The organism is Bacillota bacterium, from assembly GCA_024653485.1.
In the GTDB taxonomy this organism is placed as follows: Bacteria; Bacillota; SHA-98; order UBA4971; family UBA4971; genus UBA6256.
The window spans coordinates 32495-57909 of sequence record JANLFY010000014.1 but is presented as its reverse complement, the minus strand read 5'-3'; the positions used below and the strand labels follow the sequence as shown (position 1 = coordinate 57909).

The window sequence follows — 25415 nt, the reverse complement described above, 5'->3', positions numbered from 1 at the left end:
TCAGCCCGGCACGGGGGCTATACCCAGCATCTGCCGGGCCTCAGCAGGGCTTGCCACGTCCCTTCCGACTTCTCGCGCAATACGCGCCACGCGAGCCACCAGCTCAGCGTTGCTGCGAGCAAGCACGCCCTTGGAGTAATACACGTTGTCTTCGAACCCCACTCTTACGTGGCCGCCGGCCACTACCGCGACAACGGCTAGGGGAAGCTCTGCTCTTCCCACCCCCGCAACTTGCCACAGAGACCCGGCGGGGATCTGTCGGACCAAGTGCATCAGGTTGTCGATAGTTCCCGGGATGCCTCCGGGCACCCCCATGACAAAGTCGAAGTACATGGGCTCTCCGACCAGCCCTCGTTTGGCCAGGTTCATAGCGGTTGCGACCATTCCGACGTCGAATATCTCGAGCTCTGGTTTCACGCCCAGCTCGGCCATCTTCCTTGCCAGTGCCTCAATGAGCCTCGGCGGGTTCTCGAACACGGCGTCGCCGAAGTTCACCGTGCCACACGTCAGCGTCGCCATTTCCGGGACGAGGTCCAACGGGCGCAACCTTTCCTCGGGCGGAGTCCCCACCGCGCCGCCTGTCGAGAACTGGACGATGCAATCGCAACTCTTGCGTATGAGGGAAGTGGTCTTCCTGAACACGTCCACGTCTTGTGTGGGCTTCCCTTCGGCGTCGCGCACGTGGAGATGGATGATGGACGCCCCAGCCTCGGCCGCCTCCGCTGCGGCCCGCGCTATCTCCTCCGGCGTCAGCGGGAGGTTCGGATTGTCGGCCCTTGTGGTCTCCGCTCCGGTCAAGGCCGCCGTGATTATGAGCTTACCCAGAGTGGCCATGCTCGCCCCTCCTGCGTTGCCTGTCTTTCGGCACTACGCACGTTCCGCTCGCCCGGAGCACGAGCACGGGTTCCGGGAGCACCTCGGCGGACGATGAATCCTGAGCTATGGATGCGATGACCTTGTGGATAGTGAACTCCATCCTGCGCGAGGTGTTGCCCACTGCGGTGATGCGCCCCCTGGCCTCGAGGAAATCTCCGGCGTACACCGGCACGAGGAACTCGACGTTGTCGTATGCCCTGAACAGCCCCTCGTCTCCGTCGTGCCTGATGAGGAGCTCTGTCGCGACATCGCCCAAGAGCTGCATGAGGCGCCCGCCGTCCACTACGCCCCCACCGTAGTGGCTGTCGCTCTGACTGATTCTCACTCTGATCAGCGCTTCGTCCAGTCGCACTGCCATTGTCACTCCGCCACCTTCCCTCATCTGTCGACAGGCGATTCGTTCCCAAAGGGGAGACTCCTATGGTCGACGCCGGGCCATCCCGGGCGCACGCGACGCGAAGCGGCCTCATCATCCCTCGCCCATGCGCCTGGCCAGCTCCTGGGCTATGAACGCGCCAACGTGCGACGGGAGGGTGCCTGGGCCGAATCCAGCGTCGTACCCGAGCTCCACTGCGAGCTCGTGGGTTATGCGCGGACCCCCCATTATGAGCAGGACCTTGTCACGAATTCCTTCCGCCTCCACCAGCTCCGCCAGATTAGTGAGGTTGTCGATATGGATGTTCTTCTGGGTCACGACCTGCGAGACCAAGATGGCGTCAGCGCCGACCTCGATGGCCTTGGCCACGAGCGATTCGTTCGGCACCTGGCTTCCCAGATTGTACGCAACGAACCACGGGTACCGCTCCAAACCGTATTCCCCAGCGTACCCTTTCATGTTGATGATCGCATCGATCCCGACGGTGTGGGCATCGGTCCCGGTGCACGCCGCTACGACCACTACTTTCCTGCGGATGCGTTGCTCGATGAACCTATTGATCTCGTCGAACGACATGTGCCTCATGTTCACCTTCGGGACCTCTATCGCTGTGAAGTCAACGGAGTGCACGCATCTGCCATACGCCACAAAGAACGTGAAGTTGTCCGCGACGTCGTGGTCGTACACGACCCGCACATCATCGAGGCCCATCTTCTCGCAGAGCAACTCCGCCGCCCTCCTCGCCTCGCGCCCGCACGGGACCGGCAGCGTGAAGCTCAGTTGTACCCACCCGTCGTCCATTGTGTCGCCGTACGGCCTGATCCTGGTGAGGTCCAGCTTCATCCCGGGCGCCATCATCCCCACCGCCCCCCCTCGGCCACGCCGCGTCCTTCGCGGACCGCGGACGTACCCTCCGCGTGATCCCACGGCCGATCCTCGGCCTCATCTGGCGCTCGGCGCTGCGCCTGCCCCTCCTGCCTAGCCCGAACCTGGGCCCGCCAGAGCTTCGGCGCGAAACTCGGAGAGGAGAGTTCCTTCATGAGCAACGCCGGGAATGGATTGTAGTAACGGTCTCTCTTGCTTACGACCCCGTCGAGGCCTCGCCCGCCTCTCGGGTCCCTCCTGACCCCGGCGAACATGCCCTGGGATATCGCGGACATGAGCCCGATCTCCGCGACATGTTCGAGCATGGCCGCGGCCTTCCGAAGGACCTCGCAAGCGCGCTCCTCCATCCTGCCGCCCGCCCGGTAGCATATCTCGCTCCCTAAGTTCCGCGCGTTGTTCATGACGTACCTGGCGTTCTCTATGGCCAAGTATCTATCTTGCAGAAACGGCGTGTGTATGTGCTCCGTGAGCACGCCGACGAGCTGGATGGTCTGCCCCGACACGACCCCCGCCAAATTGAACATGGCGTCCATGAGGTGACCCTTGAAGATGTTGCCCGTCATGTACTTGGTGGGAGGCATGTACTTGAGCGGCGCGTATGGGAAGATCTCCCGTGTCATCTCCGCCTGGGCGAGCTCACAAAGGAAACCGTCTGTCATGTCCGGGTCCATCTGGAAGGCGTGTCCCAGTCCTATCTGCTCTGGGCGGAGCCCCGAGCGCAAGGCGAGCTCTTCGTTTATGAACTGGGACGCCAGAACCGTGTGGGCTTGCTCGTACGCGTCCGCGGTGGTGAGGTAGTTGTCCTCGCCCGTGTTGATGATCACTCCGGCGTATGCGTTTATCATCCGGGAGAAGCGTTGGTCGATGAACGTTCGTCGCATGTTGATGTCGCGGAAGAGCACGCCGTACATGGCGTCGTTCAGCATCATGTCGAGGCGTTCCATGGCGCCCATGGCCGCGATCTCAGGCATGCACAGCCCTGAGCAATAGTTCACAAGGCGTATGTACCTGCCGCACTCTCTGCTCACCTCATCTAGTGCTTGGCGCATGATTCTGAAGTTGGCTTGGGTCGCGTACGTTCCGCCGTAACCTTCGGTGGTCGCCCCGTACGGCACGTAATCCAGCAAGCTCTGGGCAGTGCTTCGGATCACTGCTATTATGTCAGCACCGCACTTGGCTGCCGCCTTGGCCTGAGTGGCGTCCTCGTAGATGTTTCCCGTGGCCACGATGACGTAGATGTACGGCGGCTGCGCAGTGTCGAGCTCCTCTATGAGGCGTTCGCGCTCTTGGCGTCGAGCTCTGATGTATGCGCACGTGCGCACGGCCTCGGTCTCCACCGCCTCCCGGACGGCCTCGTCGTCTGAAGGCGGAATGTCCTCGAGGCGGAGTTCGTCGCGAGCTATCATCTTGGCGACCTCCGAGGCGCACCTTCCCTCCTGCACCATCGCCGATCCTAGCCAATACGCTATGCCATCTCCAAGCAGCCCCGCCTCCTGAGCCCGCTCCACTATCACGTTGGGGAGCGGGACGCCCTTCTCGTCCACGCCGTTCAGCCCGAGTAGACGCAGCACCGTCCTCTCGATGGTCGTGGTAGTGTTGGCGGCGATCTCGGGTTCCACGCCGTCCGCTATGTAGCGAGCGGCTCTCCTGGCTCGCTCGACAAGGGACGTGTCGAGTCTGATCTTGCCCACGCGACATCCCCCCTCTCCACAACGTTCGCCGCGTCGCCATGCGCCACGGCGAAATGTGCGGTCGCGTCGCCGTGCCCTACCTACCCTCGAACATGAGTCGTCGACCAGCCTGCCGGAGCTAGGACGCCTCTACTCCCGTCCGGTCGCTGGGCGAGACGAAGCGGCTTGCCCCCGCGACGACGTCGAACACCGGCACGGGAGCTACCGCCTCAGCCAGGTTGTCGAGAAACACGGCAGGGTCAAAGCGCCTCCCGTCCGGCGACGTGGGATTCGCCGTGACGGCCACGAGCCTGATGGGACGCGCTTGTGCGAGTCTCCCTCCGGCTGACGAAAACCTCTGAACGTCCGCGAGATCCGCTAGGATTCTCGTGGAATCCCGCACCACCACAGTGATGCCCCTTGACCTTCTCCTCCTCAGAAGGGCGCGAAGAAAACCGCCGGTCAACGCGCCTCCAACGACGACCGCCTCGACATTCTCAGTTACCTCGTTGGCTACCTCGTCTATCCGAAGTAGCAGGCTGGGGACGGACAGCCGCCGCAGGGGCCCATCCCTGAGCACCAGCACCACGTCGGCGTGGGACAGCCCGCTCTCCGCAAGCCGAGCCGCAGCCGGTGCGTCCCACGCCGGTACCGTGAGGGTTCGAACCGCGTGACCGCTGCGACGTACAACGCCGTCCATCGTCTCCCCAAGGGCGGCGCCCGTAGCAAGCACCGTAGCGTCAACGAGAGACGGGGCGCACGAGAACTTTCTTCCCGCGGCTCCATCGACCGCCACGAAGCTCGCTCCGAGTCGGCGCATGAGCGCGATGGCGTCTCTCGCCGCGGCAAGGCTGTTCCCCCCGCCTACCTCGACCTTCCCCGCCGCGAGGACGCGGTATATCATGAGGCGTCCGAGAGCTGAGGCGTGGTCGGTCGCGGCCACCGGTTTCACCTTGGCCCGCGCCCTGACCGCGAAGTGCTCGGAGGTGGCGAAAAGCGCCCCGTCAGGAAGCCATATAGGGGGCTTCGGCAACATCGTGACGGCGTCCAAGTCCTCGCCGTCCCTACCCGCAGAAACCACACCCACCGATATGCCCCTCGCACCGAGGCCGCGGAGTATGGCCCCGAGGGTCACGGTCTTGCCGCAGTTCTTACTCATGCCCACGACAGCCACGCTCGTGCCGGCAGCCAAGACGAGCTCGACGATGTCAGGTTCGGTCCGAGCCATCGCACTCACCCCCTCTCGCCCCTCTCGTTCAAACTGAACCTTGCCCCAGCCTGGCAAGGAACCCGGCACCCCTTTCTCACATCTTTCTCACACTAGACCCGCGCTTCACTCGAGCGGAGTCTGCGGCATCCGCCGCCTGCGAGAACGCCTCTCCAGGTCGCCTGGCTCCAGGTTCACGCCATCGCCCTCGAGCAGGCCCGCGACCCCCACGGGTGTCGGAGCCTCTTCCGCGCACTCCTTACAGCTGCCGCAGGAGCTCGCGTACGACTCAGGCTCGTTGTACACGCTGATCACGCCCTCGTAGTTCCGGAGCACGACCTTCCGCTCGCCCTGGGAGATCAGGTACTGAGGCCCCACGGGAATCTTCCCGCCTCCCCCTGGAACGTCCACTACGAACGTAGGCACCGCAAAGCCCGATGTGTGGCCTCGCAGGTGCTCGATGATCTCGATGCCCTTCGCAACAGGCGTCCTGAAGTGCTCAAGCCCCATCGCGAGGTCGCATTGGTAAATGTAGTAGGGACGAACTCTCATCTTCACTAGCTCGTGGACCAGCTTCTTCATCACGTGAGGACAGTCGTTCACCCCACGAAGGAGCACTGACTGGTTTCCGAGCGGGATCCCGGAGTCCGCCATCATCTCGCACGCCCGCCTCGATTCCGGGGTGACCTCCTTCGGATGGTTGAAGTGAGTGTTGACCCAGAGTGGATGGTACTTTTTCAGCATCCCGCAAAGGTCAGGCGTGATCCGCTGTGGCAGGACAACAGGAGTCCTCGTTCCGATACGGATGACTTCCACATGATCTATCTCCCTCAACGCGCCGAGGATGTGCTCTATCACCTCGTCCTCGAGGACCAGCGGGTCTCCCCCCGACACCAACACGTCGCGCACCTGAGGTGTGTTGCGAATGTATTCGATCGCGCGGTCTATGTCCCTCTGCGTCACGATCGCGTCCTCGTGTCCCGCCAACCTGCGCCTCGTGCAATGCCGACAATACATGGAACATGACGCCGTCACGAGCAGGAGCACCCTGTCGGGATACCGGTGGGTGAGGTTCGGGACCGGTGAGTCCACGTCCTCGTGCAGGGGATCCACCATGTCATACGGCATGGTCTCCAGCTCAAATGAAGTGGGCACACCCTGCCTTCTCACAGGACAATTCGGGTCATCGGGCGACATCAGGCTCAGGTAGTATGGTGTTATCGCCATCCTGAACCGCTCGAGGCACCGCCTTACCCCGTCTTCTTCCTCTGGTGTCAAGTTCACAGCCCGCTTGAGCGTCTCAACGTCAGTGACCCTGTTTCGTATCTGCCAGCGCCAGTCGTTCCAGTCGCTATCACTGACATCCTTCCACAGCTGGATGTCGCGGAACCGTCTCATCAGACTAGACATCTCCTTCGACGGCCTTCAGGCAGCCGCCCATCTTCTCAAGAACATCTCCATTAGCCGAGGATTCTCCCGTAGCGTCGCGAGGGCGATGTCCGCGTGGCCCTCCGTGTAGCCGTTTCCGATGATCATCGTGACGTCCTTGCCTATGCCCTCGGCCCCCAGCGCGGCCGCGGTGAAGCTCGTCGCCATGCTGAAGAAGTACACTACTCCCTTGTCGCGCGTGGCCATGATAGACGCCATCTCAGTGCCCGGGACGTTCACGCAGTTTATCGTGATATCGGCGAGCCTTCCGCATGTTAGCTCGCTCACTCTCTCCAGTACCTCGAGGGGCCGCGTGGCGTCAGCTGAGAACGCGTGATCGGCGAGGCCGGACTCGATGACCCTGTCGAGGCTGGAGCGACTATGCGCAAGCCCCAGGACCCTCCCCGTCACTCCAGCCCTTTTCTTCGCTTCGTGAAGGCACAAGAGCCCGGACTTCCCACCCGCCCCTATGACCAGCACAGTGTCCCCGGGTTTCACGAGCTTCGCTGTCTGAGCCGGGGCACCCGCAACGTCGAGCACGGCCAGCGCGAGCGAAGACGGCATGTCGCAGGGCAGCTTTGCCCAAATGCCGCTCTCGAAGAGGATGGCCTGGCCTCTTATACTGACCTGGTCAGCGTCCTTCCGTACGTCGAGGATCTCCTCGATGACAAGGGGCGTGAGGGAGAGCGAGACCAGGCTGGCTATCCTGTCTCCGGGACTGAGCCTCACCTTTTCGACGAGCTCAGACCCGATCTCCCGGACCGTGCCTGTGAACATGCCTCCGGACCCCGTGACGGGGTTGTGGTGCTTACCCCGCTCTTTCACTATCTCGAGCATGATCCGCGCGATCTCGCGTTCGTCGCCTCCGGCCTGTTGTTTGATCTGAGTAAAGCTGGCCGCGTCCACGTTCAGCGTATCGACGTCGACCAGGATCTCGTTGTCATAGGGCTCCATGGTGTTGTCGATCCTCCAGGCAGCCTGAGGCAGCACTCCCTTAGGCTCCACGACGCGATGCGTTCCGTACTTGCACCCTTTCACGCTCGTTCCCCCCGAGTCCGCAATGACCGCACAGGCCTCGCATCAGGCAGGGCCCGTCGCCCGGGCGCTTCCGTTGCCCGTGGCATAGTGGGCCTTCATGGCCCACCGACCACTCGGCGACTCGCGGCAACTCACTATTATAAGCAAAGCGCGTGCCGTACGCACCGCGGCTACCGCTGCGAAACCAGGCGAAACAACGAGTTTTCCTTAGGATCGTTCATCCGCCGCGGCACTCAGTGTGCCTAGTCTTCGGCACTTGCCCACTATTCAGCACTTTCGGGCCTGTTCCAGTTGGCGCGTGCACCCTGACAGCCGCCCGGAACTAGAGCTTCGACCCGCGCACGGACGCGGCGAGGCGAGGCGCAAAGCGGTCCGCCTCAGAGCTGCGGCCCCAGCGCCACAGTCTGAGCGGAAGAAGGAGTGGTGTGGAATGGACTCGACTCTCCCGGCGCACTGGCGCCCGGACTCACGTGTCCGGACAGAGGAGGGAACCGGATCTGGCGACCCTTCCGAGATACGGTCTCTTTCGTGGTCCAGGCTTGGGAGCGGGCTCATGAGGCAATGAGCGTGGCTTTCTCAGCGGATCTTGTCCCCCATAGACGTCTTTCTGGCCTTGTTCGTCCCGTGCGCGTGGACTCCCCTCACCTGAACCTTCTGAGACGAGGATTCCCTGCCGCGCGGGGTGCCCTTGGGCTTACTGGCTTCCACGGCCATGGTTTCCCTGGCCTGCGCAGTATCTCTAGCCACATGAGCAGGCTTGGCGTTCGCCCTGTCTAACCTGCCCGAATCTGCTGCCATGAGGTCCACCTCCATGTTCCCGTCACGCCTCACGCCGACGAGCCCCTCGGACCGCGGGACGCCTTCAAGCCCACCACGCTTGGCGGCCCCTTTGGCCTCCGGGTCGCAGGCGCCCGAGCGCGCCACGGCTTATGATGACTGTCATGGGCTATCATTCCCCGCCGGGCGGAAGAGAATCCAAGACGCCCGCCACCGGCACGCAACTCTTGCCGATATCCGTTCTGCACCACATCCCCTGAAACTTCACGTGGCGTATCCCCCGGTACGCACGGTCCGCCGCTTCCCCCATCGAGCGTCCCGTGGCCACCACGTTCAAGACTCGACCTCCCGACGTAACGAGCCTGTCTTGGACGAGCTTCGTGCCGGCATGGAACAAGAGGACGTCGTCAGCCTCAATGCCAGCGTCGTCTATGTGGATCTCCTCGCCGAGCGCCGGTTTGTCGGGGTACCCTCGGGACGCGAGAACCACGCAGGCGCTGGCGCCTGGTCGCCACCTCACCACGCCCGGGCCGAGGCCCTGGCGCTCAAGAGCCGCCTCCATCAGATCGACGAGGTCTGACTCCATCATGGGAAGAATGGCTTGCGTTTCGGGGTCGCCCAATCTCGCGTTGAACTCCAGGACTTTCGGACCGGAGGACGTGAGCATGAGGCCAGCGTACAGCACGCCAACGTATCGCCTCCCTTCCCGCGCAAGACCCTTCACCGCGGGGTCTATTATCTCAGACATGATCCTGGTCTCCAGGTCCTCGTCGTACTCGGGAGCAGGAGCTACCGCGCCCATGCCCCCCGTATTTGGGCCAACGTCGCCGTCCCATGCACGCTTGTGGTCGCGCGCAGAAAGCAGGGGCACCGAGGTCTCACCGTCGGTTACCGCGAAAAAGCTCATCTCCTGACCGATGAGGAGGTCCTCGATGACGATGGCGCCACCTGCTCCGAGCGATGCCACGGTCTCGATGGCCTTCTCCGCTTCTTCCACTGTATGAGCCACGATGACCCCTTTGCCCGCAGCGAGGCCGTCGGCCTTGACAACCGCGGGCCCTCCGCTCTGCCGAATGAAAGCCCTGGCAGCATCGGGATCTCCGAAGACGCAATAACCGGCGGTGGGTATCCCGTGTCTCGTCATGAATCCCTTCGCCCACGCCTTGCTGGACTCTATCTCCGCCGCGCGCTTCGTCGGCCCGAAGACCGCAAGCCCGAGTCGGTTGAACTCGTCCACGATACCAAGGGCCAGTGGCCCCTCAGGTCCCACCACAGTGATATCCACTCGCCTCTGGACCGCGAAGTTCGCCAGAGCGGCCGTGTCGGTCGCCCCGATGGGCACGCACGACGCGATCCGGGCGATACCAGGATTGCCGGGAGCTGCGTACAGCTTGGCAACCCTGGGACTTGACGCGAGTTTCCAAGCCAGGGCGTGCTCCCTTCCGCCTCCGCCCACAACGAGGACGCTCAAGCCATCCCGTTTCAGTCTTGCCTTCACCACCATCATCTCCTTGACCTGCGCCGCGTCCGGGTCCCGCGAGTCGGACCGAGTCCGCGAGGGACCGGCCGAATCCGAATGCCACCGCGCTGGCCTCAATGCCGAAAATGCCGGATGCCTGTGAAGACCATGGAGATGCCATGTTCGTTCGCGGCCTCGATGCATTCCTTGTCCCGAAGCGATCCTCCCGGTTGAACTATGGCGGTCACGCCTGCCCTGGCGGCCTCATCTATGCCGTCCCTGAACGGGAAGAAGGCGTCCGACGCCAACACCGCGCCCCGAGCGTGCGCGCCTGCCTGGGCAGCTGCAATCCTCACAGAGCCCACCCGGTTCATCTGGCCTGCTCCGACACCCACGGTGGCGCCATCTTTCCACAAGACGATGGCATTCGACTTCACGTGTTTCGCTACTCTCATGGCGTGCAGGAGCCACTTGGCCTCCTGAACGCTAGGTCTCCTGCAAGTCACCACCCGGACAGCGTGCTCTTCGTCTTCGCAAGGAACATCCGCCTGCTGCACCAGAAAGCCTCCGTCCACCCAACGAACGTCGATACCGGCTCGGGCACCGACAGAACCGTTCGGGGCTCCGGGCACGACGAGCACTCGAAGGTTGGGTTTTGTGGCGAGGATCGGGAGCGCCTCGTCGGCAACGCCCCAGGCGAGCACAACCTCCACGAAGGTCTCGACGAGTCTCGCCGCAACGTCTGCCGTTACCGTCCCGCCGAGTCCGACCACGCTGCCGAAGGCGGACACGCTATCGGCATCCCGCGCCCGCACGTACGCGTTTGCCAGGTCGTTGGCCACTGCCACGCCGCAGGGATTCGTGTGTTTGATCACGACTGCGACAGGCTCGGAAAATTCCCTCATTATCCGCAAAGCGGCATCAGCGTCCAGGATGTTGTTGAACGAGAGTGCCTTGCCCTGCACCTGCCGCGCCGCAGCAAGCCCCGCCGCCTCGATTCCCTCCAGGGCGTAGAACGCCGCCGCCTGGTGCGGGTTTTCCCCGTATCGGAGGTCTAACACCTTCGCGCCGCGTATCCATAGCTCGTCTTGGAGGGTGCCATGGCATCCAGAGCCGTCCTTGTCGCCCTCGCCGCGCAGCCCCTGCTCCTCGCGCGTCCGTCCCAAGAACTCCGTCACGGCGCGATCGTATTCTGACGTATGCCGAAACGCCTCTGCAGCAAGGCGCATCCGCGTGCGAAGCGACACCTGCCCCTGCGACTCGAGCTCCGCAACCACCTCCGCGTATCTTGACGGACTAGTGACCACCGTGACGCGTTCGAAGTTCTTGGCCGCCGCGCGCACCATCGTCGGGCCACCGATATCGATGTTCTCCACGGCTTCTTCCAGCGTGACACCGGGCTTCGCCACGGTCTCGACGAACGGGTACAGGTTGACCGCAACGATGTCTACGAACTCTATCCCGAGCCTGCGAAGCTCGCCCTCATGCCCCGGGGTTCGGCGGGCGAGTATACCCGCGTGCACGGCAGGGTGCAAAGTCTTCACTCTGCCCCCAAGAATCTCGGGGAAACCCGTCACTGTAGAAACAGGAGTCACCGGGACCCCGGCCTCTTCGAGAACAGCCGCGGTGCCGCCGGTCGAAACGATCTCGTAACCCAATTCCGCCAGGGCCTTCGCGAATTCCACCACGCCGGTCTTGTCATGAACGCTGATGATCGCCCTGCGTGTCCCCAATTCGTCCACCTCCGTGTCAATGATGGTCCGGGCGCCAAGGGGAGACAGGCCATCGCGACCTCACTCTCTTACCTGGACCCTTCTCCCCTCGACCTTCACCCTACCCTCAGCGATAGCTCGTATGCACTCCACCAGGAGCTCGTGCTCGTGCTCGAGGATCCGGGCGGAGAGCGAGTCCACGGTGTCACCCGGCAGAACCGGCACCGCGCGCTGGCCGATTATCGGGCCCGTGTCCACCCCTGCGTCAACGAAGTGCACCGTGCAGCCGGTGTACTTCACACCGTACTCGAGGGCTTGACGCTGAGCCTCCAGGCCACGAAACGCCGGGAGGAGCGATGGGTGTATGTTTATGATCCGACCGGGAAACGCCTGGAGGAACGTCTCACCCAGCACCCTCATGAAGCCGGCCAGCACCACGAGCTCGGGGTCGAATCTCCTTACCGCTCCGACCAGCGCCATTTCGAACTCGCTTCTCGATTGATAAGCCTCGCGGACCACGACCGACGACGGGATCCGGCAGGCGGCGGCCCTCTCTAGCGCGCGCGCCCCGGGGTTGTCGCACACCACCCCTGCCACCTGGGCTTTGAGGCTTCCACGCTGAGCAGCGTCGATTATCGCCTGGAGGTTGGTGCCTCGACCAGAGGCCATAACGACCAACCTGAACGTCTCACACGTCCCTCCCATCGGCGAAAGTCACCTCCCCGCCGCCTGGGACTACCTCTCCCACCACGTAGCAACGCTCGCCCGCTGCCTCGAGGATCTCCACTGCACACGAGACGTGGCTCTGCTTCACCGCTACCACGAAACCTATGCCCATGTTGAAAGTCCGCATCATTTCACGAAGGTCCACGTTTCCGAGCCTCTGGATCAGGCCGAAGATGGGAGGAACGGGCCACGAACCCGTCTCAAACCTCAGACCGAGGCCGGGCGGAAGCATCCTGGGCGGATTGTCTACTAGCCCCCCTCCCGTGATGTGCGCCATGCCGCAGACCGGAACCTCATCCATCAGCCTCAGGATGGGTTTCACGTAGATCTTGGTCGGCTCGAGGAGCTCCTCCCAGAGCCGCCGCCCCAAGCCGTCGGGTTCGTCATGCAGTCCCAACCCGGCGATGTCAAAGAGAACGTGCCTCGCGAGGGAGAATCCATTGCTGTGAAGGCCCGACGACGCGAGGCCCAGGAGGACGTCCCCCGGCTCGATGGCAGTGCCATCCACGAACCTGTCCCGTTCCACGATGCCAACGGCGAACCCTGCTACATCGTAGTCTCCGTTGGAATAGAAACCGGGCATCTCCGCGGTCTCCCCTCCGAGCAAGGCGCAACCTGCCCTCCTGCAACCCTCTGCCATCCCGGAGACGATGCATGCGACCTTCTCCGGGTCTATCCTCGACTGGGCCACGTAATCCAGATAGAACAGCGGGCGTGCGCCGCACGTGAGCACATCGTTCACGCACATCGCCACCGCGTCGATGCCGATGGTGTCGTGCCTCCCGGCTTCTATGGCTATGCGCAGCTTCGTGCCGACGCCATCCGCCCCCGCGACGAGGAGAGCGTCGCCGCCGGGCGAGACCGCCGCGCCCAGCCTGTACACTCCGCCGAATCCCCCGATCCCTCCGACGACGCCTTTGTCGAACGTCGCGGCCACCTTGTCTCGCATGAGCTCGACCGCCTTTGCGCCGCGATCGATGTCCACGCCCGCCGCGGCGTACGTCGTCCTCGATGGTCCGCTCTCCCCGGACTGCACGCCTTTCTGCGCCCCCGTCTCCTTCGGGCGACCGGCCCGGATCGATCTTGCCTCAGCGACCGGGACCGGATAGTCTCCATCAAAGCACGCCAGGCAAAACCCCGCTTCATCGCGCCCGTCACTGCCACCGTCGTCCGCTGCGCGCCTGAGCGCCTCCAGGAGGCCCTCGCGGCTCAAGTAGTGAAGGGTGTCTGCCCCAGTCAAGGCCAGAACGAAGTCCTCTCCGCCCGATGCGGCCAGACGGTCACCGCGTCTGGACGTGTCGATCCCATAGAAGCATGGGTAAGCCACGGGCGGTGATGCCACGACCAGGCCCACGCTCCTCGCTCCCGCTTCGCGGAGAAGCCTTACCAGCCTCGCGCTGGTCGTTCCCCTGACGATCGAATCGTCCACGAGAAGCACGCGCTTTCCCTCGACCAAGCGACGGACGGCGTTGAGCTTCAACCTCACACCAAGGCTCCTCGCGCCCTGCGTCGGCTGGATGAAGGTCCTGCCCAGATACCTGTTCTTGACAAGCCCGTATTCGAAGGGTATGCCGCTTCCCCGCGAAAAGCCGAGGCCCGCGGCGACGCCCGACTCAGGCACGGGCACGACCACGTCTCCCTCCAGGTCGTGCTCTTCCGAAAGCACCCGACCCATCTCGTACCTGGCCTCGCTCACGTTGATGCCCTCGATCACGCTGTCCGGCCTGGCAAAGTAGATGTACTCGAACGCACACACGGCACGCCTCTGGGCCTTTGGTCCGTGTATAGACTTGACTCCTTCCCCGTCGATGAACACGATCTCGCCCGGTTCCACGTCCCGGACGAGCTCTGCTCCCATCACGTCCAAGGCGCACGACTCGGAGGCAAGCGCGAAGCCGCCGGACGGTAGCACGCCCATGCAGAGGGGCCTGAAGCCGTGCGGATCCCGCATCCCGATGAGCTGGGTCTCTGTCATGAGTACGACGGAGTACGCTCCCTCCAGGTCGATCATGCACTTGACGAGGGCGTCTCCCAGATCGTTCTGGGAGTATCTCGCAAGAAGACACCCCAGGACCTCCGTATCGACGGTGGTCTGGAACACCGAACCCGACATGCCCAGGGATTTTCGGAGGGCGTCCGCGTTGACCACGTTCCCGTTATGGGCAAGCGCGAGATCGCCCCAGGCGTAGTGGAAGACGAGGGGCTGGGCATCCGCTATCCCTGTGGAGCCCGCCGTTGAATAGCGGACGTGACCGATGGCCAAGTTCCCGTCAAGGCCCTCCGCCGCACCGTCGGAGAAAACCTCGGATACGAGGCCCATGGCCTTGTGAAGACGAATGCCGGTCGTGGGGCCCGATGACGCGGCGAGCCCCGCGCTCTCCTGTCCTCTGTGCTGGAGGGCATGCAACCCGTAAAGCGCTAGCTCCGAAGCGCGCCCGCCCGCGCCGGTCATCACCCCGATGACGCCGCATTGCTCGCGCCAGTCCAACGGCCATCCCCGCGCCACGCACGCCCTGCTTGCGACCTTGCCGCACACTCTGTTCACGACTCCAGGGCCCATGATATCGCCCCCCGGTACACCTGCGATAATCCGCTCACGGGAACGTCCACCAACCTCCGGGCGCGCTCCCCCGCATGGCTCGCATCGTCGATGACCAGGCGCATTCCGCCCACCTCGCCGAGGATCATGACGGGCACACCGTACTCATCGGCCATTTCCTTAACCGCGCTCGTCGCGGCCGGCCTAAACGACACGAGCATGCGCCCACCCGACTCGCTGAAGAGATAGCGGTCGGCGCGCATCGTGCCAGGAAGCCTGAGCCTGGCCCCCTGCCCCTTGCCGTTTCCACCCAGAACGCACGCCTCCGCCAGAGCCACGGCGAGCCCGCCCTCAGAGAGATCATGACACGACGAGAGGAGTCCTCCCCGGATGATGGCCAAGGAGAGCTCGATCACGGCCCGCTCAGCCTCGAGATCCACAGCGGGCACGGGCCCTCCCTCTATCCCGTGGACTTCGGAGAGGTACTCGCTGGCCCCGATCTCGTCGCCGGTCCGTCCGAGAAGCGCCACGACATCCCCCTCTCGTTTGAAGCCGGGAGTCATTACGTGCGAGAGGTCCTCGACAAGCCCCACCATCCCTACCATCGGGGTGGGATGAATCGCCACAACCACGGATCCGTCCCGCTTCGACTCGTTGTAGAAGCTCACGTTTCCACCGGTCACGGGGATCTCGAGCGCCCTGGCCGCCTCTGCCATGCCCTCAACGGCCCGCCTGAACTGCCAGAACACCTCGGGTTTCTCGGGGTTGCCGAGATTTAGGCAGTCTGTGATCCCTATGGGCTCGGCCCCCGCTGCGGCAATGTTCCGAGCGGCCTCGGTCACAGCGTGGGCCGCACCCGCCCATGGATCGAGGTAACAGTACAGGGAATTGGCGTCACAAGTGAGCGCGAGGCCCATGTTCGTCCCGGGCACCCTCACTACGGACGTCCCTCGCCCGGGGAGCACCACTGTGTTCGTCCCCACCTGATGGTCGTATTGGCCGTACACCCACTCCTTGGAGGCTATGCGGGGCGAGGCGAGGAGCCGTCCCAGAGCGATGGCGTAATCATCGGGCTCAGGCACGCTTGAGAGATCGCGTTCCTTCTCACGCCGATAGTACTCGGGCTCCCTGACCTCCCTCGTGTAACAAGGAGCCATATCGGTGAGGGCTTTCGCCGGAACCTCGGCGACCACTACATCGCCGTCCTTGATTCTGAGGATCCCATCGTCCGTCACGCGGCCGACAACGGTCGCTTCCAAGCCCCATTTCCTGAATACCCGCTCGACCTGGGGCTCGCTCCCGGTCCTCACGGCCACGAGCATCCTTTCCTGCGATTCCGAGAGCATGACTTCGTACGGCGTCATGCCATCCTCGCGCCTCAACACCTTGGAGACGTCTATCTCCATGCCGACGCCACCGCGTGCCGCCATCTCGCACGACGAGCACGTGAGCCCGGCTGCGCCCATGTCCTGAATGCCGATGACCACATCGTCCCCGAGCCCGTACAGCTCGAGGCACGCCTCGACCAGGAGCTTCTCCATGAACGGGTCTCCTACCTGAACGGCGGAACGTTTTGCCATTGCCTCCGGAGAGAGCTCGGCAGATGCGAACGTCGCGCCGTGCATGCCGTCGCGCCCGGTCCGGGCACCCACGACCATCACGAGGTTGCCTGCTCCCCTGGCCGCCGCCTTCTTGATGGCCGAAGCCGGAGCGACCCCGACGCACATGACGTTCACAAGAGGGCTCTCCCTGAAACTCTCGTGCACGGCCACTTCTCCGCCCACAGTGGGAATACCGATGGAGTTCCCGTACCCGGCTATGCCCGCCACAACCTGGGTGAAGAGGTGGCGCGACCGGGAATCGGAGAGCGGGCCGAACCGGAGCGCGTCGAGAAGCGCGATGGGCCTGGCCCCCATCGTGAAGATGTCGCGGATGATGCCTCCGACCCCCGTCGCAGCGCCCTGATACGGTTCGACGGCAGACGGATGATTGTGGCTCTCGATTTTGAACACGACGGCCAAGCCGTTCCCTATGCTTACCACGCCAGCGTTCTCGCCGGGGCCCTGGAGAACTCGCCTTCCCGAGGTGGGAAGCAGGGAGAGCACCGCCCTCGAGTTCTTGTAGCTGCAGTGCTCCGACCACATGACTGCGAACATCCCCAGCTCCACTAGATTGGGCTCGCGGCCGAGGATGGCGATGATGCGCTGGTACTCCTCGTCTGCAAGGCCCATCTCCCGCCAGATGCTCTCACCCACGCTCTCCACCTCCCGCAAGGAAATCGAACACCGACGCGAAGACCACTCGGCCGTCCGTTCCTCCGAGAAGTGCGTCGCACGCGCGCTCCGGGTGGGGCATCATTCCCAGGACGTTTCCTTGCTTGTTAGTGATGCCGGCGATGGACCGGCGCGATCCGTTTGGGTTGGCCTCCGACGTCGCGACGCCGTCTTCGTTGACGTATCTGAACACCACCTGACCCCGCAACTCGATCTCGGCTAGAGTCTCATCGTCGGCATAGTAGTTGCCGCTGGCGTGGGCTATCGGCATCGAAAGGACCTGCCCCCGGTTGCAAGAGCGCGTGAAAGGGGTCTGCGCGTTCTCCACGCGCAAGTGAACGGTTTCGCACCTGAACCGCGGGACCGCGTTCGTCAGCATGGCCCCCGGAAGCAGCCCGCACTCTAAGAGTATCTGGAAGCCGTTGCATATCCCCAGAACGAGCCCGCCCGCTTCGGCGAACCCCATGACCTCGTCCAGGATGGGGGAGAACCTCGCTATCGCGCCTGCACGCAGATAGTCACCGTACGAGAACCCGCCCGGCAGGATGACGAGGTCATATCCATCCAGCTTACGGTCTTGATGCCAGACATACCCCACTTCCACGCCGAATGAGGCGACGGCGCGATAGCAGTCGGCATCGCAATTCGAGCCTGGAAACACCACGATGCCGACCTTCACCCTGCCCCGCCTCCATCGTTGCCAGCTTCAGAGAGGTCGAATGAGAAGTCCTCGATCACAGGGTTGGCAAGGAGCTTGTCCGTGATCTCCCGGACCTGGCGTTGTGCGGACTCTGCGCTATCAGCGGTGAGCGTAACCTCGATGTGCTTTCCGATGCGCACGTCCAGCACGTTGTCGTAGCTCATCGCATGAAGCGCCCTCTTCACCGCTGACCCCTGCGGGTCCAGGATGGACCGTTTCAGGGTCACCTTGACCTGAGCGACGAACCGCATGGTCCCTCGTCCCCCTCTCATCGCGAGATACTCCAACGATCCGTGCCGCTGACACGCCGCAGCACCTCGGCGTACGCTTCCTCCACGCCTCCCATGTCCCGCCTGAAGCGGTCCTTGTCCAGGCGGTCACCGGTCGCCGCGTCCCAAAGCCTACACGTGTCAGGAGAGATCTCATCCCCAAGAAGCAGCTCGCCGTCGCACCAGCCGAACTCGAGTTTGAAGTCCACTAGTGTCAGGCCCCTATCCGCTAGAAAGGGGGCGAGCTCCCTGTTCACGGCGCACGAAGCCTCCCTGAGCTTAGCCACCACGTCCCGCGTGGCGAAGCCCAGAGCGATCACGTGATCCTCCACGACCAGCGGGTCGCCCAGCGCGTCACTCTTGTAGTAAAACTCCACAATGGGGAAAGCGGGCTTCGTGCCTTCCGCGATCCCGAGCCTCTTGGCAAGGCTGCCCGCGACTATGTTCCTCACGACGACTTCCAGGGGAAGCATGGAAAGTCTCCGTACGATCATCTCGCTCTCGCCAGCGACCTCCACGAAGTGCGTAGGTATGGAGCGCGAAGCCAGATGCGAGAAGAGCACCGCCGATACCTGGCAGTTCACCACGCCCTTTCCTAGGATCCGTCCCCGCTTGCGACCGTCTTGAGCCGTTGCGTCGTCCTTGAACTCGATGAGATAGTGCCTCGGATCTTGCATGCGATAGACCCGCTTGGCCTTGCCTTCGTATACGAGCTCCTCACCCATCTTCACGTCGCCCGGTGTCACGTCAGCTGCGCCCCCCTTGCCATTGCTATCCGTTCCGCGTGTTCATCGCTGGCCCAAATGTGTGCTCGTGCGCTCATCGCCGGCCCTTCCTCGTCTACCCATCGCCGACGCGGTCGCACCTCGCTAATGCGTCTCATTCGTCTTGACCTGTCGAGCCTCAGCAAGTGCTTCCGCCACACGCTCGTGTTTCGCCTCCACCTCTCGCACCAAGCGCTGCCGATACCGATCGATCTCCTCGGATAGACCCCGGTCAGCTATAGCGAGGATCTCAACTGCGAGGAGAGCAGCGTTTCGCGCCGCGTTCACTCCTACACACGCGACAGGCACGCCGGGCGGCATCTGCACCGTGGAATACAGCGCGTCGAGTCCGGTGAGAGCCGAGCCTGCGCATGGCACCCCTATCACAGGGAGCGCCGTGGCCGCCGCCACCACTCCGGCGAGATGCGCCGCCCCGCCGGCTGCGGCGATGATGACCCGAGCCCCTCTGTCCCTTGCCCCCCGGGCGATGGACACGGTCCTGTCGAGCGACCTGTGCGCCGACGTCACCACGACCTCGTGTTCAACGCCGAACTCCTCCAGCGTTTTGATGCACTCGCCCATGACGGGCAGGTCTGAGTCACTGCCCATCATCACGATGACCTTCACGCCGCGGCCGGTGTCCTCCGTCTGCGTTCGCGGCCCTTCCGTCTGACCCATGTTCAGCCCCTCCCCACCGCAGGAAATGCCAAAAGCCCCGGCGGATAGGCTTCGAGTGAAACCCATCCGCCGGGGCTTTTATCCCTCAAGGTGTAGCGCCGCTACGCGCCGCGCCTGCATCGCTCGGACCGATCCCCGCCGCGCCATGTGTCACGCGCCATGCGGGTGGAACCCTAGACGCACTTTCCCTCGCGCACCCGCACCTCGGCCGCCTCGCCGTTCCGGAACTCCTCGGCCGCCGCTGCCGGTGCTAGACGGTATTCCCTTGTCCTTGCCTCGACCATATCACAAGCCGTCCGAAGATGTCAAGGGCCAACTTGCGGCTCCTGGCGCAGACGAGTGAGTAGGCGCTGCATGTCTTCAGGCAAGGGCGCCGAAAAGGTCATCCTCTCTCGGGTGCGCGGATGCGCGAAGCTGAGCGACGAAGCGTGAAGCGCCTGACCAGAGAGCCCAGATGCGGCAACGGCGGTGGCCACTTCTTTCGAGCGGGCTCGCCCTCCGTATACCGGATCACCTACGATGGGATGGCCGATGTGCGCGAGGTGTACCCTGATTTGATGGGTCCTTCCCGTAAGCGGATGCACCTTGACTAGCGCGCTGCCTCTCAGGTCCTCCAGCACCTCGTATTCGGTCACCGCGGCTCTCCCGCGCCCCTCGGGAACCACCGCCATCCTCTTCCTGTGGACTGGATGACGTCCGATGGGAGCGTCGACCGTGCCCCGCCTCGGTCGCGGCACGCCATGGACAACTGCGAGGTACGTCTTGTCCACCGCGCGCTCTTTGAGGTCGCGCGCAAGGGCAAGGTGAGACACATCGTTCTTGGCGGCGACGATGACGCCCGAAGTGTCCTTGTCGAGGCGGTGGACTATCCCGGGCCGGATCTTACCGCCAATGCCCGAGAGGTCGGCGCAGTGGGCCAACAGGGCGTTGACGAGCGTGCCGGACCAGTTTCCGGCAGCCGGATGAACCACCAGCCCCCGGGGTTTGTTGACCACAATGATGTCACAGTCTTCGTACAGGACGTCAAGGGGGAGGTCCTCAGCCACCACAGCCAGGGGCCTCGGATCGGGAAGGCTCACAGTTACTATGTCTCCCGTGCCCACGCGTCTCGCGGCCTTCGCCCGCTCTCCGGCCACCAGCACGCGACCCTCGTCGATAAGCCTCTGCGTTGCGGAACGGGAGAGGGCAAGCCGCCCTGCGACGTACACATCAAGGCGCTTGCCCTCGTCAGCTTCGTCCACGTGGATCTCCAGCGGCGACCGGTCCATTCTACTCGCGCCCCACCGCCTGACCCGAGCGCTCTTGCCGCAGTTCGTCCGACGATAACAAGGCGATGCACGCGAATGCACCGAAGGCCACCACGATGCTTGCCAGCTGCGTGATGGAGAGAGGCCCCAGCATCCTCGGGACGTCCCGGAAGATCTCCACGATGAAACGAGCCACCGAATACAACCCGACGTAGAGGAACATTAGGTAACCCGGGAACTTCTTGTGGTTCCTCTTCATGAAGAGCACCGCAAAGATCACCAGGCTCAGGAGAGCCGCATACACCTGGGTGGGATGGCGCAGCGTCTGGTCACCCGCCTTCGCTGCGAGAGCCCACGGCACACCAGCCGGAAGCCCATAGCAACACCCGTTGAGAAGGCAGCCCACTCTCACCAGCGCGTAGCCCAGCGGGATGATAGGGGCAGCTATGTCAGCCAGGACCCAAGCATCCAGCTTCTCGCGGCGAGAGTACCAAATGCCCACGAGTATCGCCGAGGCGAGACCTCCTTGGAATGAGAGGCCTCCATCTCTCAAATTCACGATCTTGACCGGATCCTGGAAGTAGGTCGGTATGTCCAACAGGATGAAAAGCAGGCGCGCGCCGATGATCCCGGCAATACACGTATAGAGCGCGAGGTCGATGATCTTGTCGGGGTTTATGCCCCTCCGCTTTGCCTCCCTGACTCCCAAGATCGTGCCAACCACGAACGCGACCGCGAGAAGAAAACCGTACGAAAAGACCGGTATCCTCCAGATTTGGAACAGTATTGGCCTCACTCGCTACTCCTCCCCCTGGTTTTCCCCAGAACCATTGCGTACACTACCAGCAACGCTCCAACGGCAATAGCGGTATCCGCGAGATTGAACACCGGCCAGAAGTGAAAATCCACGAAGTCCACGACGCACCCGGCGCGGACCCTGTCGATGAGGTTTCCCAGAGCTCCCCCTACCATGACGGACGATCCCGTTTCGAACACCCGGCCTGACCCGCGCATCGTGCCGGTCAGGTTCGCGACGAGCCACCATGTGACCACGAGAGCGGACACGAGCATCGGGATGGTCGCCGTGCGGAATATGCCGAAAGCCGACCCGGCGTTGCGCACGTGCACTATGTGCGCCGCGCCTCCCAGCAGGGCGATGGCGCCGCCCCCGGGCATGCTCCTCTCCACGAGGATCTTGGTACCTTGGTCTACTGCGATGACAGCCGCAGCGATGAGCCACGGCCGGGTCCTTGCGCCCACCCTCGACACATCCCGCCCGTCCGGAGATCGTCTGCGCCCAGAGTCAGCTCTGACGGCGCCGCGCGTGCCGTAGGTATTGTACCACATACCTGGGGGGCTTTCAAGGACGCCGCCTAGGCGCGTCGGGATCGGGCGGGATTTCGTCTGGGTCTTCTGCCATGATGAGGTCCACCCGCTCGACCGCCCCCTCGACCTCGTCGGCGTCATCGAACGCCTCACCATACTCCTCAGCGCCGGGCACGTCCTGCGGCGTGCTTGAGGTGCCGTAGCGAGCCACGTCTTGCCACACGTCCTCGCCGTCTATGCCGGGGGACTTGCCGTCCAATATGTGCGGGCCGAATGGCCTGCCTATGGCCTCCTCCTCGATAGGACGCACGCGCCGGGCGGGGATCTCCTTCTCCACTTGCTCCTTGCAGCGGGCGCACACCGCCGTGTACGGCACCATCTCCAGCCTCTCCTCGCCTATTTCCCGGCCACAGCGTTCACACGTCCCGTAGACCCCGCTTCTCACCCTCTCGATGGCCTCGTCGATGAGCTTCAGCAGCAAGCGGGCGTCATCCCGGAACTTCAGGTCCTTTGCTCTTTCGAAGAGCTCGCTCCCGACGTCCGCCGGGTGATTATCATATAGAGAGAACTCGCCTATGGAGTCCCTCATGGACGTGTCGAGCCCTCCCTGGCCGCCGCGCCCCTCGAGGGCACCTATGCGGCTTTCCAGCCTCGATCTCTCCTCGAGGAGCCTTGCAAGGAACGCCTGTTGCAGTCGTCTTTCCAATGTCCTCAACTCCAGTGTATCGAGCCGCCCCTCCCCCTTCCCCCAGGCTGGCATCACCACGCTATGCTCATCTCAATCCTCATCTCACCCTCAGGTGCTCGGACACTATCCTCACGATCTCCGCGATGAATCTGCCGATGACCGGGAGATTGAGTTGAACGAGGCGGGAGAGTATCAGGAGGAATGCGGCGGCCAGCACGGTCGCACCTATGCCGATACCGAAACCTCGTGCGAGCCCGCCAATGAAGTTGACATAGATGATCCGCCTGGGGCTCCTCAGGAACTCCACGTACTCCGCGATGTTCATCTTGTCCATGGCAAGCGACAGCTCTGCCATACGGCGAACCAGAGTGTTCGCCGTATCCTGGTCGAGCGCCGTCCTAACCTGTCTGCGCCTTCTGTCCATCGCCTCGCGAAGCCCGCCACCTCTCACCTGCCGTGACCTTACTTAGTTTGCCCTTCTTGCTCCCTCCCTAATTTCGCCAGCACCATGTCGACTCGCTCCTGGGAAATGCCGTCTACCGCCACGACCTTGTCCCGGGATCTCTCCCCTCTCTCGATCTTGACCGAGGACTTGCTCACGCCGACCAGTTCCGCCACGAGCTCGCACACCGCTCGATTGGCCAGACCGTCCACTGGAGGAGCGCCCACCCTCACCACAAGGGTGCCGCCCTCGAACCCAGCCACCCGTGAAACAGAAGAGCGAGGCTTCACCCTCACACTCAGCCTCGCCCTGTTGCCTTGCTTGCTTCCGGATGCCGTTTCCATCGCCTCCTCTCACGCCGTCACGGCCGACCTCACCTTCACCCCCGGAAGGCTGCCTAGTTTGCCGGTGAGGCTTCCTATTTCGTCGGTGGTTCCGTCAACAATGAGGGCGATCACAGCGATGTTCTTCTCCCGGTACGGCACGCCCATCCTCCCGAGGATCATGTCAGCGTGGGAGCTCAGGATCTCGTTGACCTTAGGGACTGCCCTCAGTCTGTCCTCAACCAGTATGCCAACGACCGCTATCCTTCTTTCCGTCGCTTTGCCCTGCCGTGCACGCCCCTCGCTTTCCGCCGGAATGGAACCGCCGGCCCGCGCATCGGCCCGCCCCTCACTCATAGACCTTCCCCCACCTCCCGTTCGAGGTGGACCAGCGTGCGCCCTTTGCGGGTCTCCCCCGCAACGTGGGCGAGCCTCACGTTGCCCCTGCCTTCGAGGGTCATCACGTCACAAGGCTTCACTCCGAATGACGGGTCGAGCCTCCGGACGCCGTTGACCGCGACGCGTCCCCGCTTGATCTCCTCTGCCATGGCCGTTCGGGAGACTCCGAACCCAAGGCTCGCCACGGCGTCCAGCCGCAGCCTTGCAACGGTGCCCTTCACGACCTTTGTGCGTCGCTCCAAGCCTGGTTCGGTGCCCCCTTCCTCTCGTTCGACACGCCCACCGGCCAACGAACCATCCTCCTTCCCCACTACCCAAAGCCCCGACCTCGATACCCGCTCAGCTACCCGCACCCGCCCTCCCGACTCGTCGACGGATCAGGGTCGGCTGAAGATCGAAGACGCCGCCGCGGCTACTTCGCCCTTCGCCGGCAGGTCCACGCCTATCTCGAAGTTGCTCGGCGTGAAAAGGAAAATCCCGTCGCCTACCTTCTGCATGCTGCCATCGAGAGCGTATGCGGCCCCGCCGGCGAAGTCCAACACTCGCCGGGCGAGATCGCGATCTAGTTCTGCGACGCTTATTATGACGGGCCGTCGCTTCTTGAGGTGCTCGAGAATACCGGGGATGTCGTCGAAAGCACGGGGCTCCGTCACGACCAGCTTGGCTCTGGGCGGTTGCGGGAGCGGAACCACGCCCCGGCCCCGGCCACACCTCGCTGCGGCTACAGGCTCCCGCTCGGAAAAACGCTGGTCGTTCAGGCCTTCGTTTCCCATCTCATCCTCGTCTTCTACAACTTCACCGAAGCCCATGAAGTCGAGAATCCGATCGATGAAGCCTTTCCTCACATCACCGCCCCCTCTCGCCGAGGCCCGAAAATGCCCGTGCCGATCCTCACCAGTGTGGAGCCTTCTTCCACTGCCACCTCGAAATCTTGGGTCATCCCCATGGACAAGTGAACCCTGCTCGCCCTGAACAGGCCCTCGTCGCGTATTCTGCCGCAAATCTCCCTGGCCATGCGGAAGTATGGCCTCGCCTCCTCCTTGGTGTCGACCACGGGAGCGATTGCCATTACGCCGATAAGCCTTACCCTGTCCAAGACGCTCACTCGTTTCGCGAGACCCACCGCCTCCGCCGGGTCCGCGCCGAACCTTGTCTGCTTGCCCGACACGTTGATCTCAAGGAGGCAATCAACGGTCTTGTCGGTCTTCTCGGCGACCCGCTGGATCTCGCACGCCAGTTTCCACGAATCCAACGAGTGGATGAGACTGAACACGTCCAGTGCGAGCCTCACCTTGTTCGTTTGGAGATGTCCGATGAAGTGCCACGCGACGGGCTTCCCTTCGACGCACGGGCCGAGGACGGCGAACTTGCTCACCGCTTCCTGCACGCGGTTCTCGCCGATGGTGGATATCCCAGCAAGGACCGCCTCGCGCACCGCCTGGACCTGCACGTTCTTGGTGACGGCCACGATCCCGATGTCACGAGGGTCTCGACCTGCCTTGGCGGCTGCCTCACGTATCCGCCGCTGGATGACTTGTATCCTAAAAGCAATGTCCGTCAACTACGTGCGCCTCCGGGACCGCTGCTGCTCCTAATGTCTCACGGGCGCCTTC

General features: G+C 63.4%; 27 protein-coding genes. All 27 read right to left on the bottom strand.

The window, feature by feature from the left end; genetic code table 11:
• Window positions 1-825, bottom strand: a complete 825-nt coding sequence (locus tag NUW12_10760) for a 3-keto-5-aminohexanoate cleavage protein (GenBank protein ID MCR4403233.1) — start codon at window positions 823-825, stop codon at window positions 1-3.
• Window positions 818-1234, bottom strand: a complete 417-nt coding sequence (locus NUW12_10755; protein MCR4403232.1) for a 3-aminobutyryl-CoA ammonia lyase — start codon at window positions 1232-1234, stop codon at window positions 818-820. Before NUW12_10755 ends, NUW12_10760 begins: the two co-directional genes overlap by 8 nt.
• Before the next feature lie 111 nt (window positions 1235-1345).
• Window positions 1346-2110 carry a cobalamin-dependent protein gene (locus NUW12_10750; protein ID MCR4403231.1) on the bottom strand — a complete coding sequence of 255 codons (765 nt, stop codon included), beginning with the start codon at window positions 2108-2110 and terminating at the stop codon, window positions 1346-1348.
• Window positions 2107-3828 carry a lysine 5,6-aminomutase subunit alpha gene (locus NUW12_10745; GenBank protein ID MCR4403230.1) on the bottom strand — a complete coding sequence of 574 codons (1722 nt, stop codon included), beginning with the start codon at window positions 3826-3828 and terminating at the stop codon, window positions 2107-2109. The genes NUW12_10750 and NUW12_10745 overlap by 4 nt, the downstream gene beginning before the upstream one ends.
• A gap of 118 nt (window positions 3829-3946) precedes the next feature.
• Window positions 3947-5035, bottom strand: a complete 1089-nt coding sequence (locus NUW12_10740) for a hypothetical protein (GenBank protein ID MCR4403229.1) — start codon at window positions 5033-5035, stop codon at window positions 3947-3949.
• A 105-nt stretch (window positions 5036-5140) separates the two neighbouring features.
• The gene (ablA, locus tag NUW12_10735) at window positions 5141-6412 is read right to left on the bottom strand and encodes a lysine 2,3-aminomutase (GenBank protein MCR4403228.1); all 1272 of its coding nucleotides are present in this window, start codon (window positions 6410-6412) and stop codon (window positions 5141-5143) included.
• A gap of 27 nt (window positions 6413-6439) precedes the next feature.
• Entirely contained in the window at window positions 6440-7480 is a 1041-nt protein-coding gene (locus tag NUW12_10730) for an L-erythro-3,5-diaminohexanoate dehydrogenase (protein ID MCR4403227.1), read from the bottom strand.
• Window positions 7481-8056: 576 nt separating this feature from the next.
• The gene (locus tag NUW12_10725) at window positions 8057-8278 is read right to left on the bottom strand and encodes a hypothetical protein (GenBank protein MCR4403226.1); all 222 of its coding nucleotides are present in this window, start codon (window positions 8276-8278) and stop codon (window positions 8057-8059) included.
• 151 nt (window positions 8279-8429) lie between these two features.
• On the bottom strand, window positions 8430-9728 hold the full coding sequence (purD, locus tag NUW12_10720) for a phosphoribosylamine--glycine ligase (protein MCR4403225.1): 1299 nt from the start codon (window positions 9726-9728) through the stop codon (window positions 8430-8432).
• A 122-nt stretch (window positions 9729-9850) separates the two neighbouring features.
• Entirely contained in the window at window positions 9851-11449 is a 1599-nt protein-coding gene (purH, locus tag NUW12_10715) for a bifunctional phosphoribosylaminoimidazolecarboxamide formyltransferase/IMP cyclohydrolase (protein ID MCR4403224.1), read from the bottom strand.
• A gap of 60 nt (window positions 11450-11509) precedes the next feature.
• Window positions 11510-12133, bottom strand: a complete 624-nt coding sequence (gene purN, locus NUW12_10710; GenBank protein MCR4403223.1) for a phosphoribosylglycinamide formyltransferase — start codon at window positions 12131-12133, stop codon at window positions 11510-11512.
• Window positions 12117-14714, bottom strand: a complete 2598-nt coding sequence (gene purF, locus NUW12_10705) for an amidophosphoribosyltransferase (GenBank protein MCR4403222.1) — start codon at window positions 14712-14714, stop codon at window positions 12117-12119. Before purF ends, purN begins: the two co-directional genes overlap by 17 nt.
• On the bottom strand, window positions 14696-16924 hold the full coding sequence (purL, locus tag NUW12_10700; protein MCR4403221.1) for a phosphoribosylformylglycinamidine synthase subunit PurL: 2229 nt from the start codon (window positions 16922-16924) through the stop codon (window positions 14696-14698). Before purL ends, purF begins: the two co-directional genes overlap by 19 nt.
• Window positions 16925-16940: 16 nt before the next feature.
• A complete protein-coding gene (purQ, locus tag NUW12_10695; GenBank protein MCR4403220.1) occupies window positions 16941-17645 on the bottom strand; it encodes a phosphoribosylformylglycinamidine synthase subunit PurQ in 705 nt (234 codons plus the stop codon).
• A complete protein-coding gene (purS, locus tag NUW12_10690; GenBank protein ID MCR4403219.1) occupies window positions 17642-17938 on the bottom strand; it encodes a phosphoribosylformylglycinamidine synthase subunit PurS in 297 nt (98 codons plus the stop codon). Before purS ends, purQ begins: the two co-directional genes overlap by 4 nt.
• The gene (locus tag NUW12_10685; protein MCR4403218.1) at window positions 17935-18660 is read right to left on the bottom strand and encodes a phosphoribosylaminoimidazolesuccinocarboxamide synthase; all 726 of its coding nucleotides are present in this window, start codon (window positions 18658-18660) and stop codon (window positions 17935-17937) included. The genes purS and NUW12_10685 overlap by 4 nt, the downstream gene beginning before the upstream one ends.
• Window positions 18661-18804: 144 nt before the next feature.
• Complete coding sequence (purE, locus tag NUW12_10680) at window positions 18805-19377, bottom strand: 5-(carboxyamino)imidazole ribonucleotide mutase (protein ID MCR4403217.1); 573 nt, start codon at window positions 19375-19377, stop codon at window positions 18805-18807.
• Window positions 19378-19682: 305 nt separating this feature from the next.
• The gene (locus NUW12_10675; protein MCR4403216.1) at window positions 19683-20645 is read right to left on the bottom strand and encodes an RluA family pseudouridine synthase; all 963 of its coding nucleotides are present in this window, start codon (window positions 20643-20645) and stop codon (window positions 19683-19685) included.
• 1 nt (window position 20646) lies between these two features.
• The gene (gene lgt, locus NUW12_10670; protein ID MCR4403215.1) at window positions 20647-21420 is read right to left on the bottom strand and encodes a prolipoprotein diacylglyceryl transferase; all 774 of its coding nucleotides are present in this window, start codon (window positions 21418-21420) and stop codon (window positions 20647-20649) included.
• Complete coding sequence (gene lspA, locus NUW12_10665) at window positions 21417-21884, bottom strand: signal peptidase II (GenBank protein ID MCR4403214.1); 468 nt, start codon at window positions 21882-21884, stop codon at window positions 21417-21419. The genes lgt and lspA overlap by 4 nt, the downstream gene beginning before the upstream one ends.
• Window positions 21885-21984: 100 nt before the next feature.
• A complete protein-coding gene (locus NUW12_10660; GenBank protein ID MCR4403213.1) occupies window positions 21985-22656 on the bottom strand; it encodes a TraR/DksA C4-type zinc finger protein in 672 nt (223 codons plus the stop codon).
• A 79-nt stretch (window positions 22657-22735) separates the two neighbouring features.
• Window positions 22736-23062, bottom strand: coding sequence for a DUF5665 domain-containing protein (locus NUW12_10655; protein MCR4403212.1), 327 nt, complete (start codon window positions 23060-23062; stop codon window positions 22736-22738).
• 38 nt (window positions 23063-23100) lie between these two features.
• A complete protein-coding gene (locus tag NUW12_10650; GenBank protein MCR4403211.1) occupies window positions 23101-23424 on the bottom strand; it encodes a DUF167 domain-containing protein in 324 nt (107 codons plus the stop codon).
• A 9-nt stretch (window positions 23425-23433) separates the two neighbouring features.
• Complete coding sequence (locus NUW12_10645) at window positions 23434-23721, bottom strand: iron-only hydrogenase system regulator (GenBank protein ID MCR4403210.1); 288 nt, start codon at window positions 23719-23721, stop codon at window positions 23434-23436.
• 35 nt (window positions 23722-23756) lie between these two features.
• Window positions 23757-24092 (bottom strand): S4 domain-containing protein, encoded by a 336-nt coding sequence (locus tag NUW12_10640; protein MCR4403209.1) that lies wholly within the window; start codon window positions 24090-24092, stop codon window positions 23757-23759.
• 87 nt (window positions 24093-24179) lie between these two features.
• On the bottom strand, window positions 24180-24647 hold the full coding sequence (locus NUW12_10635; protein MCR4403208.1) for a cell division protein SepF: 468 nt from the start codon (window positions 24645-24647) through the stop codon (window positions 24180-24182).
• Complete coding sequence (locus NUW12_10630) at window positions 24644-25363, bottom strand: YggS family pyridoxal phosphate-dependent enzyme (protein MCR4403207.1); 720 nt, start codon at window positions 25361-25363, stop codon at window positions 24644-24646. The genes NUW12_10635 and NUW12_10630 overlap by 4 nt, the downstream gene beginning before the upstream one ends.
• Between the last annotated feature and the right edge of the window lie 52 nt (window positions 25364-25415).

What these genes read in the sequence shown, in the direction of transcription:
- NUW12_10755 (MCR4403232.1), bottom strand. Translation starts at nt 1,234, where the DNA reads ATGGCAGTGCGACTGGACGAAGCGCTGATCAGAGTGAGAATCAGTCAG.
- NUW12_10750 (MCR4403231.1), bottom strand. Translation starts at nt 2,110, where the DNA reads ATGATGGCGCCCGGGATGAAGCTGGACCTCACCAGGATCAGGCCGTAC.
- NUW12_10740 (MCR4403229.1), bottom strand. Translation starts at nt 5,035, where the DNA reads ATGGCTCGGACCGAACCTGACATCGTCGAGCTCGTCTTGGCTGCCGGC.
- ablA (MCR4403228.1), bottom strand. Translation starts at nt 6,412, where the DNA reads ATGAGACGGTTCCGCGACATCCAGCTGTGGAAGGATGTCAGTGATAGC.
- NUW12_10725 (MCR4403226.1), bottom strand. Translation starts at nt 8,278, where the DNA reads ATGGCAGCAGATTCGGGCAGGTTAGACAGGGCGAACGCCAAGCCTGCT.
- purN (MCR4403223.1), bottom strand. Translation starts at nt 12,133, where the DNA reads ATGGGAGGGACGTGTGAGACGTTCAGGTTGGTCGTTATGGCCTCTGGT.
- purF (MCR4403222.1), bottom strand. Translation starts at nt 14,714, where the DNA reads ATGGGCCCTGGAGTCGTGAACAGAGTGTGCGGCAAGGTCGCAAGCAGG.
- purL (MCR4403221.1), bottom strand. Translation starts at nt 16,924, where the DNA reads ATGGGCCTTGCAGACGAGGAGTACCAGCGCATCATCGCCATCCTCGGC.
- purS (MCR4403219.1), bottom strand. Translation starts at nt 17,938, where the DNA reads ATGAGAGGGGGACGAGGGACCATGCGGTTCGTCGCTCAGGTCAAGGTG.
- NUW12_10685 (MCR4403218.1), bottom strand. Translation starts at nt 18,660, where the DNA reads ATGGGTGAGGAGCTCGTATACGAAGGCAAGGCCAAGCGGGTCTATCGC.
- purE (MCR4403217.1), bottom strand. Translation starts at nt 19,377, where the DNA reads ATGGGTCAGACGGAAGGGCCGCGAACGCAGACGGAGGACACCGGCCGC.
- NUW12_10675 (MCR4403216.1), bottom strand. Translation starts at nt 20,645, where the DNA reads ATGGACCGGTCGCCGCTGGAGATCCACGTGGACGAAGCTGACGAGGGC.
- NUW12_10655 (MCR4403212.1), bottom strand. Translation starts at nt 23,062, where the DNA reads ATGGACAGAAGGCGCAGACAGGTTAGGACGGCGCTCGACCAGGATACG.
- NUW12_10650 (MCR4403211.1), bottom strand. Translation starts at nt 23,424, where the DNA reads ATGGAAACGGCATCCGGAAGCAAGCAAGGCAACAGGGCGAGGCTGAGT.